17 protein-coding genes and 1 riboswitch are annotated in these 16,239 nt (G+C 47.8%); of the genes, 8 read left to right on the forward strand and 9 right to left on the reverse strand.

Going from position 1 to position 16,239, the window contains the following annotated elements:
* Positions 1-160: 160 nt before the first annotated feature.
* The gene (gene kdgR, locus MNO13_RS10940; protein ID WP_121813634.1) at positions 161-952 is read left to right on the forward strand and encodes a DNA-binding transcriptional regulator KdgR; all 792 of its coding nucleotides are present in this window, start codon (positions 161-163) and stop codon (positions 950-952) included.
* Between the two features lie 50 nt (positions 953-1,002).
* Here kdgR and MNO13_RS10945 read toward each other — a convergent pair whose 3' ends face one another.
* Complete coding sequence (locus MNO13_RS10945) at positions 1,003-1,245, reverse strand: YobH family protein (RefSeq protein WP_064546074.1); 243 nt, start codon at positions 1,243-1,245, stop codon at positions 1,003-1,005.
* A gap of 158 nt (positions 1,246-1,403) precedes the next feature.
* Between MNO13_RS10945 and mgrB the strand changes: the two genes are divergently transcribed.
* From mgrB to rlmA, 6 genes are all read left to right on the forward strand, one after another.
* Entirely contained in the window at positions 1,404-1,547 is a 144-nt protein-coding gene (mgrB, locus tag MNO13_RS10950; RefSeq protein ID WP_121815636.1) for a PhoP/PhoQ regulatory lipoprotein MgrB, read from the forward strand.
* Positions 1,548-1,621: 74 nt separating this feature from the next.
* Complete coding sequence (locus MNO13_RS10955) at positions 1,622-1,909, forward strand: YebO family protein (RefSeq protein ID WP_064546076.1); 288 nt, start codon at positions 1,622-1,624, stop codon at positions 1,907-1,909.
* A 794-nt stretch (positions 1,910-2,703) separates the two neighbouring features.
* Positions 2,704-2,847: a DUF2627 domain-containing protein gene (locus MNO13_RS10960; protein ID WP_074388558.1), complete on the forward strand. Its 144-nt coding sequence runs from the start codon at positions 2,704-2,706 to the stop codon at positions 2,845-2,847.
* Between the two features lie 13 nt (positions 2,848-2,860).
* Complete coding sequence (gene cspE / locus MNO13_RS10965; protein WP_001062678.1) at positions 2,861-3,070, forward strand: transcription antiterminator/RNA stability regulator CspE; 210 nt, start codon at positions 2,861-2,863, stop codon at positions 3,068-3,070.
* A gap of 233 nt (positions 3,071-3,303) precedes the next feature.
* Positions 3,304-5,049 (forward strand): peptidoglycan glycosyltransferase FtsI, encoded by a 1,746-nt coding sequence (gene ftsI / locus MNO13_RS10970; protein ID WP_232887051.1) that lies wholly within the window; start codon positions 3,304-3,306, stop codon positions 5,047-5,049.
* 63 nt (positions 5,050-5,112) lie between these two features.
* Entirely contained in the window at positions 5,113-5,928 is an 816-nt protein-coding gene (gene rlmA / locus MNO13_RS10975; RefSeq protein ID WP_064546080.1) for a 23S rRNA (guanine(745)-N(1))-methyltransferase, read from the forward strand.
* 4 nt (positions 5,929-5,932) lie between these two features.
* Here the strand turns inward: rlmA and mntP are convergent, their stop codons facing one another.
* From mntP to manX, 5 genes are all read right to left on the reverse strand, one after another.
* A complete protein-coding gene (gene mntP / locus MNO13_RS10980; protein WP_064546082.1) occupies positions 5,933-6,505 on the reverse strand; it encodes a manganese efflux pump MntP in 573 nt (190 codons plus the stop codon).
* A gap of 2 nt (positions 6,506-6,507) precedes the next feature.
* Positions 6,508-6,715, reverse strand: a riboswitch (yybP-ykoY riboswitch).
* A 199-nt stretch (positions 6,716-6,914) separates the two neighbouring features.
* Complete coding sequence (locus MNO13_RS10985) at positions 6,915-7,373, reverse strand: DUF986 family protein (protein ID WP_241939979.1); 459 nt, start codon at positions 7,371-7,373, stop codon at positions 6,915-6,917.
* 66 nt (positions 7,374-7,439) lie between these two features.
* Positions 7,440-8,294 carry a PTS mannose transporter subunit IID gene (locus MNO13_RS10990; RefSeq protein ID WP_064546086.1) on the reverse strand — a complete coding sequence of 285 codons (855 nt, stop codon included), beginning with the start codon at positions 8,292-8,294 and terminating at the stop codon, positions 7,440-7,442.
* A 12-nt stretch (positions 8,295-8,306) separates the two neighbouring features.
* Positions 8,307-9,107 carry a PTS mannose/fructose/sorbose transporter subunit IIC gene (locus tag MNO13_RS10995; RefSeq protein ID WP_121813630.1) on the reverse strand — a complete coding sequence of 267 codons (801 nt, stop codon included), beginning with the start codon at positions 9,105-9,107 and terminating at the stop codon, positions 8,307-8,309.
* A 75-nt stretch (positions 9,108-9,182) separates the two neighbouring features.
* Positions 9,183-10,151 carry a PTS mannose transporter subunit IIAB gene (manX, locus tag MNO13_RS11000; protein ID WP_064546090.1) on the reverse strand — a complete coding sequence of 323 codons (969 nt, stop codon included), beginning with the start codon at positions 10,149-10,151 and terminating at the stop codon, positions 9,183-9,185.
* A gap of 480 nt (positions 10,152-10,631) precedes the next feature.
* Between manX and yoaE the strand changes: the two genes are divergently transcribed.
* On the forward strand, positions 10,632-12,191 hold the full coding sequence (gene yoaE, locus MNO13_RS11005) for a CNNM family cation transport protein YoaE (RefSeq protein ID WP_064546092.1): 1,560 nt from the start codon (positions 10,632-10,634) through the stop codon (positions 12,189-12,191).
* On the opposite strand, the gene MNO13_RS11010 is transcribed toward yoaE, so the two are convergent.
* The 3 genes from MNO13_RS11010 to MNO13_RS11020 all read right to left on the reverse strand — a co-directional run bounded on the left by MNO13_RS11010 (position 12,192) and on the right by MNO13_RS11020 (position 16,239).
* Positions 12,192-13,787, reverse strand: a complete 1,596-nt coding sequence (locus tag MNO13_RS11010; protein ID WP_064546094.1) for an EAL domain-containing protein — start codon at positions 13,785-13,787, stop codon at positions 12,192-12,194. It abuts the gene before it with no gap.
* A gap of 233 nt (positions 13,788-14,020) precedes the next feature.
* Positions 14,021-15,385, reverse strand: a complete 1,365-nt coding sequence (gene sdaA / locus MNO13_RS11015; RefSeq protein ID WP_241939980.1) for an L-serine ammonia-lyase — start codon at positions 15,383-15,385, stop codon at positions 14,021-14,023.
* A 275-nt stretch (positions 15,386-15,660) separates the two neighbouring features.
* A complete protein-coding gene (locus MNO13_RS11020) occupies positions 15,661-16,239 on the reverse strand; it encodes a CoA pyrophosphatase (protein ID WP_064546098.1) in 579 nt (192 codons plus the stop codon).

Below are 16,239 nucleotides of genomic sequence, written 5' to 3' on the forward strand. Positions count from 1 at the left end.
CGGGGCTGTATTCGGGGAGAAATAATAATAGCACTAAATTTACGGGATATGTCGCAGATTTGTAACGATATAGAATAGATTCATTGCGATGACATGGTAGTCAACTTATACTAAAAACCGGTTCTAATTTTTATAAAACAAATGCGATCGAGGTGATTTAATGGCAATCGCAGATCTGGATAAACAACCTGATTCTGTCTCTTCTGTCCTGAAAGTTTTTGGCATCTTACAGGCTCTTGGCGAAGAACGCGAAATTGGTATTACTGAATTATCGCAACGCGTAATGATGTCAAAAAGCACCGTCTATCGCTTTTTGCAGACAATGAAATCCTTGGGTTATGTGGCTCAGGAAGGCGAATCTGAGAAATACTCGCTTACGCTGAAGTTGTTCGAACTTGGCGCGCGTGCGTTGCAAAATGTTGATTTGATTCGTAGTGCTGACATCCAGATGCGTGAACTGTCGCGTCTGACAAAAGAAACGATCCACTTGGGTGCGTTGGATGAAGACAGTATTGTCTATATCCACAAGATCGACTCAATGTACAACTTGCGTATGTATTCGCGCATCGGTCGTCGTAACCCGTTGTACAGTACTGCAATTGGTAAAGTGCTTCTGGCCTGGCGTGACCGTGAAGAAGTACGTGAAATTCTTGCCGATGTGGAGTACACCCGCAGCACTGAACGTACCATTACCAGCACCGACGAATTGATGGATGTTCTGGATACGGTGCGTAAGCAAGGTTTTGGCGAAGATAACGAAGAACAAGAAGAAGGTTTGCGCTGCATCGGCGTGCCGGTATTTGACCGCTTTGGTGTTGTGATTGCCGGTTTAAGTATTTCATTCCCGACTTTGCGTTTTTCTGAAGACCGCCTTCACGAATATGTCGCTATGCTACATGACGCTGCGCGCACTATTTCTGAGCAAATGGGTTATCACGAATATCCATTCTGATGAAAAATTAAACGCCGCTAAATAGCGGCGTTTTTTTACTCTTCGATTATCTACTGTCCGTTATCAATAACCTTGTCACTTTTACGCAATACAGGGCAATCACTCAGTCCGATAATACCACTTTCACTATGAATGAATTGTGCAGTGGTGATATTTCGTGCAGTGAGGTATTTGCATTGCAGTCCCATACCCGCTGCATTTTGATGGCTCCCAATCAATACTCCGTAGCCAGAGAGGAGTAAACCGATCCACAGCAGCACTATCACCAGAATAGTGCGGATCACGACACGCATATCTACCTCTTATTATTACTTTATTAGAGTGTTAAGCGTAGCGCGTAGCACTAAAGTATCAATGTGATGATTCTTAAATAAAATCTGAGTTGAGTGATGCCTGGTTTAGGTTGCGTATGCCAGACTTACTCTCTAAAGCTTTTAATGTGGAGAATGTAGTGAAAAAGTACAGATGGTTCATCTTAGTTGCGGTTTTTTTCGTCTGCTTACTACTCTGGACGCAGATGGTCAACGTGATGTGCGATCAGGATGTACAATTTTTCAGCGGGATTTGTACAATTAACAAATTTATTCCCTGGTAGACTCTTTTTATCCACACGATACTTACCTTCGGGCGCAGCAGGTGTAGAATAGCGCGTTTTACTGAGGTGGTAAGATGAACGAATTAAGTGTTGGCGCGTTGAATATCGTGTCCCTGACAGTTTCCCTGGTGGTGCTGGTTATCGGCCTCGTAATGTGGTTTTTTGTTAACCGAGCGAGTAGCCGTAGTAATGAACAGATCGAGCTGCTTGAAGAGTTGTTGGAACAGCAGAAACGACAAAATGCTCTGCTACGCCGTCTGTGTGAAGCCAATGAGCCGGAAGTTGTGAAGGAAGAACCGCAAGAGATTAAGGAAGAAGTTGCAGAGGATGACGATTTTATTCGTCTGGTGGCAGAACGCTAATCCTTACATAAGCGTTTACGTCGCTTTGTCGTGACTCATGCGTTGGATGAATCCCTGGTTTGATCCTCTAAAATCTCATCTTTAAATCGACGGTTTTCGTAATGTGTCACCACAGTTACGAAAATCGGCTGATGTTACGCTTTGACGAAAGCATGGAAAGAGCAGGGAATACACCAACCCTCTGGCAAGACTATGGCGGTGAATCGCTGTTCATGCCACGACATGTAGGTCAAACTTTACTCTTGCTTAAAATAATAGTTTAAATATTATCCAGAAAGTTAAAGTGTTATTTTGGATAACCTAAGATAATTTTATTATATGGCTAATATAATGAAACGTTTTTATTGCCTCATTGTGTAGCAGAGTGTCATTAAACTTTCATTATTTTGGTGCAATATAAAGAGCTTACTGTTCATACTTTATTCATTCTGGTAATCGCGTTATTTCCATCGCCTATTTCAATCTGTCTTGAGACGTTCTGTGCTGCTCATTTTTTGAATAGCTATGCTAAAAAAATCATAAGGATAATGTCTGTGGTGTCGACTTTTTCGTCCTTCGTCTGGACGAAAAGTTAGCTTTGGGCTATGGTAAAAACGTTGTCTGCGGTCATCGCCTGAACGCTTGGAATCACGTTTGTTCGCCGTTAATTTTATGCACATTTTGTGCATTTCATTTTTATGAACAATATTGGTTTCAGAATTTGTGCGACAGATCGATTCACGCCGAAAAATGGCTTGCCATTGATTGCGTTGTATGTGATAACACTTTGGGTTAAACGAGGTACAGTTCTGTTTATGTGTGGCATTTTCAGTAAAGAAGTTCTGAGTAAACACGTTGACGTTGAATACCGCTTCTCTGCCGAGCCTTATATTAGTGCCTCATGCAGTAATGTCTCTGTTTTAGCTAAGTTATGCCTTCGGGCAAAGAAAACAATCTAAGGAATTTTGCAAAATGGCAAAGATCAAAGGTCAAGTTAAGTGGTTCAACGAGTCTAAAGGTTTTGGTTTCATTACTCCTGCTGACGGCAGCAAAGACGTGTTCGTACACTTCTCTGCAATCCAGGGTAACGGCTTCAAAACTCTGGCTGAAGGCCAGAACGTTGAGTTCGAAATCCAGGACGGCCAGAAAGGCCCAGCAGCAGTTAACGTCACTGCTATCTAATTCCGTTGAATTAGACCTGGCGCGAATAACGCCAAATTTTGATGAAAGCCCCGCTCATGTAGCGGGGCTTTTTCATGTCTGAATCTTATGCACTACTTGTCCATATGTTTCTACAAGCCGTGACTAGTTATGTTTTGTAGCAAAGCAGTGCATCTTGTAGCACTGTTCCTGTCCGGTTAATTTCATCATTATGTTTAAATTTTCAATCGCTTAGTTGTTGTGAAGGATTGAAAGTGAGAAAAATTGCCCCTGGAGTCGTGGGTAACTTTATTCAGTGGCGTTTTGCTCTGCTTTGCAGTGCTATTCTTATGTGTCTGGTATTTTTATTAGGACGTGTAGCCTGGTTGCAAATCATCTCGCCAGAGAATCTTGTCAAGCAAGAGGACATGCGTTCACTACGCGAAGAGACGATTACAGTTCCACGTGGCATGATTGAAGACCGTACGGGCCGACCATTGGCAGTCAGCGTACCGGTAAAAGCTATCTGGGCCGACCCCAAAACGGTGATGGAAAAAGGTGGTGTGCAAGTGAATAGCCGTTGGCAGGCACTTGCGACAACGCTCAATATGCCGCTCAATGAGATCGCCGCGCGTATTCGTCGTAGCCCTTCCGACCGATTTATCTACCTTGCCCGTCAACTCGATCCACAAAAAGCCCAATATATTGAGAGTTTGAAACTACCGGGGATTTCGTTGCGCGATGAGTCACGCCGCTTTTACCCGGCAGGGCATGTCGCAGCAAATTTGCTCGGTTTTACCAATGTTGATGATCAGGGTATTGAGGGCATAGAAAAGAGTTTCAATCGACAATTGATGGGGAGGGGCGGGGAGCGATTAGTTCGCAAAGACCGACACGGTCACGTCATTGAAAATATCACTGAAAATCCGGCAAGCCCCGCGCATAACCTAATGTTAAGCATTGATGAGCGTCTGCAAACGGTGACTGAAGATGCGTTAAGCAACGCGGTTTCGTGGAATAAAGCCGAATCAGCCGCCGCAGTTATCCTTGATGTTAATACCGGTGAAGTTCTGGCTATGGCAAGTTGCCCGACATTTAACCCGAATAACCGTGATGGTGCCACGTTGAACGATTTCCGCAATCGGGCAATAAGTGACACCTTTGAACCCGGCTCAACGGTCAAACCCATGGTAGTGATGACCGCACTGCAACAAGGTATTGTGCAACCCGACAGTGTGGTGGATACCCATCCCTATACCATTGACGGGCATCGGATTCGGGATGTGGGTTATTACCCTCAGCTAACGTTGACCGGGATCCTGCAAAAATCGAGCGATACCGGGGTATCACGTCTTTCGCTGGCAATGCCTATCCAAAAACTTTTGGATACCTACAAAGAGTTTGGCTTTGGTTCGCCGACGGGGTTGGGCCTGACAGGAGAAAGCCGCGGTTATTTACCACATCGTAAGTTCTGGGGAGAACTGGATCGTGCAACCTTCTCTTTTGGCTATGGTTTGATGGTCACGCCGCTGCAACTGGCCCATGTTTACGCAACCATTGGTAGTTACGGTATTTCCAGACCGCTGTCGATTACCCGTGTTGACCCACCGGTCGTTGGGAAACGCGTGATGTCTGAAGTCATTGCTCATCAGGTTGAACATATGATGGAAAGCGTGGCGTTGCCTGGCGGCGGTGGAGTAAAAGCGGCGGTGCACGGATATCGTGTCGCGGTAAAAACGGGCACGGCGAAGAAGATTGGTGATGACGGTAAGTACATCAATAAATACATTGCTTACACGGCCGGTGTTGCGCCAGCCAGTAATCCACGCTTTGCGCTGGTTGTGGTGATTAACGATCCAGAAAATGGGGCTTATTATGGCGGAGCAGTTTCAGCCCCGGTATTTAGTCAAATTATGAGCGATGTGTTACGACTGGAAAATATTGAGCCTGATGGTCTTCCGGACGGTGACCCAAATTTAATGGTGTTAAATAAGCCTGTCGCAGATAACTCCGCCGGTTAGTTGCTTTTCGAAACAGGGCGTTTAGCGTTACACTTGCGCCCTTTATGATTGCCTGGAGTTCCCATGTCCTATCTTTGTCCGCTTTGTCATGCGCCGCTTACCGCTGTTGGCAAGAGTTATCTTTGCCCACAAGGCCACCAATTCGATAAGGCAAAAGAAGGATACGTCAATTTGCTGCCAGTACAGCATAAGCGTTCTAAGGATCCAGGCGACAGCAGCGAGATGATGCAGGCACGCAGAAAGTTTCTTGATGCCGGGCATTACCAGCCTTTGCGTGATGCCATTTGCCAACAACTTGAACAAGCGTCACCCGTGACTTTACTCGACATTGGTTGTGGGGAAGGGTACTACACTGCCGGTTTTGCACAGGTAGTCGCAAAACAAAATGGCACGACCTGGGGATTAGATGTCGCGAAAGTGGCGATTCGCTACGCGGCTAAACGTTACCCACAGGTGCAATTCTGCGTTGCTTCAAGTCACCGTTTACCATTTGACGATAATAGCCTTGATGCTGTTGTGCGTATTTTCGCGCCCTGCAAAGCGGAAGAACTGGCGCGGGTGGTAAAACCTGGCGGTATCGTCATTACGGCGACCCCTGGTCCCCGTCATTTAATGCAGTTGAAAGGCCTAATTTACGACAATATTGTGTTGCACAGCTCTGAGTCTGAATCTTTGCCTGGTTTTATTGCAGAACAGACTCAGCAAATTAGCTGGCCGATGACATTAAAGGGTGATGAAGCGGTAGCATTGCTACAAATGACGCCGTTTGCCTGGCGCGCTCGCCCGGAAGTGTGGCAAGCCTTAGCGGCTGAAACGGCATTTGAATGTGAGACTGACTTTGTGGTTCGCGTCTGGCGACGCGAAGCCCAGGTAGCTTGAATATTTAACTTAGCGCGCTGAAATGGCCGTAAAGGATCTGGCAACCAATCCCAATTAACACCACGCCGCCGAGAATTTCGGCGCGTTTACCCAGTAGTGGGCCAATAAAACGGCCCAGCATCATACCCATCGTAGACATGATCATGGTCGCGCAACCAATCGCCAGCGCAGTTTCAATAATGTTCACTTGCAGAAATGCCAGGCCGACACCCACCGCCATTGCATCAAGGCTGGTTGCTATAGCTGTCGTGACCAATAACCAAAATCCATGACGTTGTAGCTTAGGTGTCTCTTCATCATCGTTGCCGCGAATCCCTTCATAGATCATTCGGATACCGAGGAAAACGAGCAGGATAAAAGCAACCCAATGGTTCCATTCCAGCACAACTTTACTGGCTAACATCCCCAGACACCAGCCAATCAGCGGTGTGAGCGTTTCAATAACGCCAAAAATCAGGCCGGTACGTATGGCTTCGGAAAACTTAGGTTTATGGAGGGTGGCACCTTTCCCGATTGATGCAGCAAACGCATCCATCGACATGCCAAAAGCAAGAATAATTGTAGCGGAGAGATTCATACAAACGCCTCAGTTGGGAATATCCATATACACGTCGACCATCCCCAACTAAAACGATGGCTACGTGCCTATGGTCTCGCCTACTCAGTGTTTGAGTCGTACATGCCACGTTATTTTCTTGTTTAAAAAGCCTGCTAAAACAAGTAACGAGTATGTTGACATGTACATTTTCGCAATGGCGAAAATCGGCTACTCCCCAACGACGGGCGCAACCTTAACATATTATTCAAAGATAAAACAATATTTGAAAACTATTATTCCAGACACTTAAATGATAACGATTTTCATTTAACTTAATAAGTAACTTAAACGTTAAAATAATAGCACACTAATTGTGCGAAATAGCATCGGCTATATTTAAATGACTGTACAAAAAATATCAAAATATAGACTTTGCTATATTTGTAACTTATTGATTATCAACCATTAGTTTATAAATTTTTTCCAGGTCATCGATATTTTTAACCCGAATCAGTAAACGGTGTTGCTCTAGTTGCATCACCAACACTCCGTCTTCAGATAAATTCATTTCTTTAATTCGTGAATATAAAATCCACACGTTTGCGAAGAAAAAACCTTCTCTTTTAAACAATAATTTAGGCTGACGGATCCACGAAATATAAATAGCGAGTAACGCGAGTGCAGATAATAACCAGGTTGTCAGTGGTGTGCCGTGAGTGGTGACGTTGTTATAGATGAGGATGGCAACCAGACCAACAAAGATGGTGCTGTCGATACGATTACGGCGCAGCAGGGTGATTTTGAGTAGGGTTTTGCCCTTGAGCTTATCCATGATGAACTCATCATAGATTGACCACGCGAGCAACAGCACAATGAAAACGAGTAAAACCACATCCGTCAACGTCATAACACTACCTTCATTCTAAACAATAAAAAAACCGGGGCAGGGGCCCCGGTTTGCATAACATGGTAATTACAGACCCAGCAAGCCGATAGAATAACCGGCAATACCGATAACGAAGAAGCCCATGATGATCCACAGCGCGTTGACTTTCTTACGCAGCAGCCACATACAAGCAAACGTTAGCAGCAATGGCACAAGGCCTGGCATCAACTGATCAAGAATGGTTTGAACCGTGGTCACTTTAACTGCGCCGGTCTGGTCGGTAATTTTCGACACAACCAGCGGTATGTTAACGTGCGTCCACTTGTTTACCAGTGCCCCCATGACAAACAGGCCGAGGATTGACGCCCCCTCAGTCAATTTCTGCAGGAAGCCGCCGCCCATATCCTTAACGATATCGATCCCTTTACGGTAGCCGTAAGCCACACCGTAGTAACGGGTTAGCAAACGGACTGCGTTGAACAGGATGAAGAACAGCAATGGGCCGAGCAGGCTGCCGCTCATGGCAATGCCGGCACCTAGCGCTGCAAATACTGGGCGTACAGTACCCCAGAAGATTGGGTCGCCCACGCCCGCCAGCGGCCCCATCAAACCAACTTTGATACCGTTAATGGCACCATCATCAATTTCTGCACCGTTCGCACGTTGTTCTTCCATCGCAAGGGTAACGCCCAGAACCGGAGCGGCTACATAGGGATGGGTGTTGAAGAATTCCAGGTGACGTTTAATCGCTTGTTTACGCGCATCGTTGTTCTCAGGATACAGGCGTTTAATTGCCGGAATCATTGAGAAACAGAAGCCCAGCGCCTGCATACGTTCGAAGTTCCATGACCCCTGGAAGAGGTTAGAACGCAGGAACACGCCACGAATATCGCCCGGAGTGAGTTTCTTCTCGGTAGTTACTGTTTTAGTGGTATCAACCATTTCGCTCACCTATTAATCTAATTCGTTATCGAGGTCGTTAGCACCGGCAGCAGGCGCTGTAGCACCGGCAGTACGGTTGTATTTCGGGCTCAGCTGGATGTACAGAATTGCCATCACAGCACCAATCACACCCAATGCAACCAGGTTGAAGTTGGTGAAAGCCGCAGTAACGAAGCCCAGATAGAAGAATGGCATCAGGTAGCCTGCGCGCATCATGTTGATGACCATCGCATAACCCACTACCACAATCATGCCGCCGGCGATGTTCAGACCGCTGGTTACCACCTCAGGAATGGCGTTCAGCATGTTCTGCACTTCGCTAGTCCCCACGGAAACCGCGACGATAACGGCAGGAATGGCGATACGCATTGCTTGCAAGAACAGGGAGGAAACGTGAATCCAGGAGAGTGCCGATAGGTTGCCATTTTCGGCGGCCTTATCTGCTGCGTGCTGGAAGCCCACGGTAATAGTACGAACGATAATGGTCAGAACCTGGCCTGCTGCTGCCAGTGGAATGGCCAGAGCGATACCAGAACCGATGCCCTGATGTCCGGCGATAACCAGAATGGTCGAGATAATTGACGCCAGAGCCGCATCGGGAGCAACCGCCGCACCGATGTTCATCCAACCCAACGCGATCATTTCAAGTGTACCACCGATAATAATACCGGTTTTCATGTCACCGAGGACCAGACCAATTAAGGTACAGGCGACCAGCGGACGGTGGAACTGAAATTCATCGAGCACCGACTCCATACCGGCAATACAGGCTACGACAAACACCAGCACAATCTGAAGAGTGGTAATCTCCATTGTACTTCTCCTTAAACGAGTGACTTATGTGTGAAAACTGAGCAATACGTAGAATCAAACTAATTACATTAGTAATTAGTTTTTCACCTTCGCGATCAGGTCCATCATTTTCAATTTTTGATCGGTAGAAACCTTACGCGCTTCCAGTTCAATGCCACGCGCGTTCAGTTTCTTAAAGGCTTCAATATCCGTTTCATCGACAGAAATCGCGTTGTTCACCTGAGTTTTACCCTGGCGGAACGCCATACCACCGATGTTGACTGACTTAATATTCACCCCACCTTCCACGACGCGTTCAACATCAGTTGGGTTAGTGAACAGCAGCATCACACGGTCGCCTGCATATTTCGGGTTATTCCACACGCGGATCATTTTTGCCACATCAACCACGTGTGCTGTTACGCCTGGAGGCGCAACTTGCGTCAACAGAGTTTTGCGCACGGTATCGGCGGCAACTTCATCGCTGACAACAATAATGCGCGTCACGTTAGTTTCTTTAGTCCAGCGAGTCGCCACCTGGCCATGAATCAAACGGTCATCAATACGTGCCAGACCAATGTTCATGTAGTCATTTGGACCCATTGGCTTCAGCGGTGCCGCAGGTTTTGGTGCAGCAACGGGCGCCACAGGTGCTGCAGTTTCAACAGGTTTTGCTTTCAGGGCTTTAACCCCTTCGCGACCTGTTTCTACTGCCAAAGCCACTAATTCATCAAATGAAGGGTTATCATCACGTGCCATCAAGGTTTCGACCAGCATCGGAATATTGACCCCGGCGACGACCTCGTAATGCTCTTTATCGACGACAATACGGCTAGCCGCATTGAAAGGGCTACCGCCCCAGGTATCGACGAGAAACAGCACACCTTTGTCGGTTTTCAGGTTTGCCAATTGAGCGTTATATTTTTCGATCAAAGTTTCGGCGTTTTCACCGGGAACGAAATCTATCCAGCCAACATTTTCTTGTTCGCCTAATAGCATTTCAGCGGTTTTCAGCAATTGTTCTGCTGCCCAGCCATGCGTGCCTATGACAATAGCAATAGTCACTTGCTACCTCCTGTGTTGGACATAACCACACCCTTAAAATGGGTGTTTTGTAGATTATCCGTTTCATTGAGCGAATCGATTCAGATAACGGTATGAGTAAAGATGTGTAACTGAAGACGGATTTATTTTAGTCAGTGAAAAAAATATTTTATGTGATGAAGATCCGTAATTTAGCTTTGCTTCACACATATTGTTTCGCGGAGCAAATTATGCGCTTGGTCAATGACAGTAAAATTGCAAAATCAGGTAAATCTTTGCAAAAGGGTAATTTGCTCTGATATTGTTTGCATCCCGTTTAATAACTAAGGAGTAAAGGGCAGTAGCCCACCGTATGGACCGTCACCGACGTCTTTTCATTTTCAGGTCTGAATCCTCAGCCTTTCATAATGGCGTAACACGCCCCGTTAATACCTTAATTCAACTTTCTGCGTCCGTATTTTGCGGGTTGCCGCGCAGTGATTCCCAAAGCTGGAGCTTGTCATGGAACTCTTAATGGATCCCCAAATATGGGTGGGTTTACTGACACTTATTGTTCTGGAAATCGTACTGGGTATTGATAACCTGGTCTTTATTGCGATTCTTGCGGATAAACTTCCACCAAAACAACGGGATAAAGCGAGGCTTATCGGTTTATCTCTGGCATTGGTGATGCGACTAGGCTTGTTGTCATTGATCTCATGGATGGTGACACTGACCCAACCCCTGTTTAGCGTCGCAGATTTGACGTTCTCCGGGCGCGATCTCATCATGCTATTCGGGGGCTTATTCTTGCTGTTTAAAGCCACGACCGAACTGCATGAACGGCTGGAAAACCGCCAGCATGATGATGGGCATGGGAAAGGCTACGCTAGTTTCTGGGTCGTAGTACTGCAGATTGTTGTATTGGACGCGGTGTTCTCGCTAGATGCGGTCATTACCGCCGTAGGGATGGTGAATCACCTGCCTGTCATGATGGCGGCGGTTGTGATTGCGATGGGTGTGATGCTGATGGCGTCAAAACCGTTAACGAATTTTGTTAACCAGCATCCAACGGTCGTGGTGCTGTGCCTGAGCTTCTTGTTGATGATCGGCCTGAGTCTGGTTGCTGAAGGCTTCGGTTTCCATATTCCTAAGGGCTACCTGTACGCAGCGATTGGCTTCTCGATAATCATCGAGTTCTTTAACCAGATTGCGCGTCGCAACTTTATTCGCCATCAGTCAAATGTACCGCTACGTGCTCGTACAGCTGATGCGATTTTGCGCTTAATGAATGGTAAGCGCCAGGCGCGCTCACAGAATGAAGACAACAAAACCATCACCCCGATTGAAGCGGAATCCTTCGCTGAAGAAGAACGTTACATGATAAACGGGGTACTGACGCTGGCTTCACGTTCATTGCGTAGCATTATGACGCCTCGTGGTGAAATCTCCTGGGTTGATGCCGATAAATCGACGGCTGAAATTCGTGAACAACTGCTGGAATCTCCACACAGTCTGTTCCCGATATGCCGCGGTGAGCTTGATGAAATCATCGGGATCGTGCGGGCTAAAGAGCTGCTGGTGGCGCTGGAAAATGGTGGCGATGTTGCGGCTATTGCGGCCCAATATCCGGCGATTGTGGTTCCGGAAACGCTGGACCCTATCAACTTGCTGGGTGTACTGCGTCGTGCTCGCGGTAGCTTCGTTATCGTCAACAACGAGTTCGGCGTCGTTCAAGGTCTGGTGACGCCATTAGATGTCCTGGAAGCCATTGCGGGTGAATTCCCGGATGCTGACGAAACACCAGAAATTGTGCGCGACGGTGACGGTTGGTTGGTGAAAGGTTCCACTGACCTGCATGCGATTCAGCAGCATCTGGATATCAATACACTGGTTAACGACAGCGAAGATATCGCCTCGATTGCCGGATTGGTTATCTCGGTGAATGGCCAAATCCCGAAAGCGGGTGATGTCATTGAAGTTGCTCCGCTTCGCATCCAGATTGTCGAAGCGAACGATTACCGTGTGGACCTGGTCCGTGTGGTGAAAGAACGCTCCGAACATGAAGATGAAGAAGAGTAATCAGCGCAGCGGAACGACCGAAATAGGATGACCTCTATGGCGCGGGGGGCGTGTGCTCCCCCTTAACCAGCGAGGGAATTCGCTCAGTGGCATTGGTCGCGCATACAAATAACCTTGCAAGACATTCACGCCGTGGCTGCGCAGATACTCTGCCTGCTGCGGCGTTTCAACGCCTTCGGCCACCAGAGAGATTCCCAGCCTCTGCGCCAGTGCGATAATAATATCGGTCACCGTCGAGTTCACCGCATCAGTCCCGATAGCCGCAGTAAACGACTTATCAATTTTCAGTACATTCGGATTCAGTGTTTCCAGATAGGCCAGGGAACTCTGCCCCGTACCGAAATCATCTATCGCCAAACCCACGCCCATACGATGCAAATCACGCACCACACGATAGTCAACATCTGGCAACGCATCTCGTTCCGTTAACTCCAGAGTCAATTTTTGCAGCGGGTGTGCAGGGAACCAGGAACGGCGCAAATCGGCAATAATCTCAGCTTCATGGAAATGGCTGGCCGCCACGTTTAGCCCGATGTGGAAATGACGTGATTTGGGAAAAATATCAAGGTGGCGAACGGTTTCATCCAGCACATAGCGGGTCAACGGGGCAATCAGGTTTTGCTGCTCAGCGAGGGGAATAAATACATCGGGGGAGATCCAGCCCTGGCGTGGATTATTCCAGCGCAATAGTAGTTCCACACCGACACACTGCAGATTACGAGCGCTCACTAGTGGCTGGCAGAAGACCTCGAATTCATGAGAGGCCATACCAACATTAATTTCCCATGAAAAACTCATGCGATTGGCGGTTGCAAGCCAGGCGATATAACCAATCAGCATACTGAGAATCAGTGCCAGTGGAAGTTGAGTTGGCAAATTGCTTAATGCCAATGCCCCAGGTGAGGGGCCAATGGTGGTGATGGAAAACGCAAAGTGTTCGGAAGCCATTTCATGGATGACTTGCCCATCTTCAACAACAATTCGCTGCAAAAGTCCTGCACCATATTCGAGGTGCGAATCTGCGACATTAAGTACAGCACGCGATACCCATGGGCGTTCAGGCTCAAGGATTAATCCGGTCAGCAATTCAATATTAATGATCTGCATGACGCCTTCGTGACTGCTGTTGGATGACGGTGTCCAGGACAACAGAATTGGCGTGCCTTTCAGTAATGAACGGTCAATTGAGAGAAACAGCAGTGGAAGAGATGAAGGTAATTTGGGTTGTAGCAAATTAATCGGGACGTGGCGGCTGCCAAAAATACTTGAGCAATAAAGAATATCATCCTTAATCAGCCCGATTGAACGCACTGTTTGCAGGCGTGCTGCGTGTTCGCGCATTTTGAGTTGCGCGGCCTCACAAGACATTCCCACTAAAGCAATAAGCTCTTTGTTGCCTTGTTCAAGGGGGAGCAGAATACTCTCTAGCGTGCTGATAATACGTTGATTAAACGCCTGCAAATGCTGTTCATTCACTTTGCGCTCAGCAACATAGCGTGCGCTCAGAGTCAACACGAGTGCCAGAACAGCTAAGCCGATACAGACAATTAAACGCCTGCGACGGTAGCCTCGTAATATACGTTGAGCTGTCTGCATCCGTGATCACCTTGTGTAGAACCGCGACCGAAATCGGCACACAGAACATTCAAAGTGTAGTGGGGGATTTGTAGAGCGCTGGAAAAATAACCTTTTTTTTGCGTTTCGTTGTTCAGGAGCCGCGTCGTTGAGCAGACGCAGCACCTTTTAATGGCTAAACAAGCAGTTGGCTTCTCAAGTTCAGGTGACTGACCCGCACTAGCCTGGCCCTCATCACTGAGGGCCGGAAGGGATTAATCACACTGGACTTTAATTGCCAGGCCACCGCGGGAGGTTTCGCGGTATTTCGCATTCATGTCTTTGCCCGTTTCATACATGGTTTCAATCACTTTATCGAGAGAAACACGAGGTTCACTGGTACGGCGCATTGCCATGCGGGTGGCGTTGATCGCTTTCACAGAAGCAATCGCATTACGTTCAATACACGGCACTTGAACCTGGCCCGCAACCGGGTCGCAGGTCAAACCGAGGTTGTGTTCCATGCCAATTTCCGCAGCAACACAAACTTGTTCTGGGCTGGCCCCGAGAATTTCAGCAAGGCCGGCTGCCGCCATTGAACAGGCCACACCGACTTCACCCTGGCAACCCACTTCAGCACCAGAAATTGACGCGTTCATCTTATACAACGCACCAATCGCACCGGATGCGAGGAAATAACGGATGTAGGTGTCAGGGCTGACTGATTCGATAAAGTGATCATAGTACGCCAGCACTGCAGGGACGATACCGCAGGCACCGTTGGTCGGAGCGGTAACCACACGTCCGCCCGCGGCGTTTTCTTCGTTCACCGCCAGCGCAAACATGTTCACCCAATCAATCACGTTCATTGGGTCATTGGAGAGTTTATCGCTGGATACCAGCATACGGCGCAATGCGGAAGCACGACGCGGTACACGCAATGGGCCAGGCAGCACACCTTCAGTATTGACGCCACGGTCGATACAAGCGCGCATGGTTTGCCAGATGTTGGCAAAATACTCTTCAATTTCTTTACGGCTGTGCAAAGCCAGCTCATTCTGCATGATCACGCCAGACAGGGACATGCCGGTCTCTTTACAGTGATTTAGCATTTCTTCCGCGGAATTGAACGAGTAGGGCACGACAACTTCATCTGCTGCCTCTTTGCCGAAATGCTCTTCATCAACGATAAAACCACCGCCGATGGAATAATACGTTTTGCTGTAGATCTTTTGATCGCCGCTGAACGCGTGGATAGTCATGCCGTTCTCATGTAACGACAGGTTGTCGTTACGGAAACACATGCCGGTATCTTTCGGGAAATCAACTTCGTGGCGACCCTGGGCAAGCCACAGACGTTCACGCGTTTCTACATCGCGAATAAACGCAGGAATGGAATCAATATCAACAGTGGCAGGTTCGTTACCTGCAAGACCCATGATGATAGCGATATCAGTATGGTGCCCTTTACCAGTCAGCGACAGGGAACCGTAAACATCGACGGCGATGCGCGTCGTGCTTTCCAGTAATCCATTTTCGAGCAGCGAGTCGACAAACAACTTACCGGCCTTCATCGGACCGACGGTATGGGAACTGGATGGCCCAATGCCGACTTTGAACATGTCGAATATGCTAATCACACTAAACTCCTTTCAGGACACCGGCTAAATAAAATTTGCTGCTGCAAAACCGCAGCTAGCTAGTTTAAAAATTTATTGGTCACTGTAGTAAACTATTCACATGAATTAAACTAATGGTTAACCATAACTTGACTAATCCGGTCCGCAGAATGCGCTTCCAGGGAGTAATCAGTCACATCAACCACTCTTTTTATTGCCCCTTGTGTCTATAGGGGAATAAAACTACAGCAAGACACTCTGCTAAATATAGCCGTATTTGCAGAATTAAAGAGTGATCACGGTTCCACACCTATCTGTAAAGCTAACTCACGGATAATTCCGGCAGTCATACCCCAGACAAAGTAGTGTTGATACCAGGAAAGCCAAACGCGATGGGCGTTACCACGACGGTGAATATCCAGCGGATGATAGCGACCCAGGGTGAGCGCTTCCATTAATGGCATCTCAAAAACCGCTGCAACTTCATCTTCACAGGCCTGGTAAGGTAAATCGGGAGGGATGATGCCGACAACTGGCGTAACCTGAAACCCGGTGACGCTATCGACCGGCGGCAAAGTGCCGATCACTTCAACATGCTCTGGCGAAATGGCAACTTCTTCCCATGCCTCGCGCAGTGCCGCGGCAATCAATGACTCATCAGTGTCGTCCACCGCACCGCCTGGAAAGGCAACTTGCCCGGCATGTTTACGCAGCATGGTCGAACGTTGGGTCAACAGCAGCCCAGGCTGTGGGCGGCGTACAATAGGAATCAGCACCGCAGCCTGGCGATGATTACTCGTCGTGCGCGTTACGGGCGGTTGCAACAGCTGAAAACGCGATAAAAAATCGTTCATACTCAGGGACGAACCAGACAT

Source organism: Buttiauxella ferragutiae, from assembly GCF_022637515.1.
In the GTDB taxonomy this organism is placed as follows: Bacteria; Pseudomonadota; Gammaproteobacteria; order Enterobacterales; family Enterobacteriaceae; genus Buttiauxella; species Buttiauxella ferragutiae.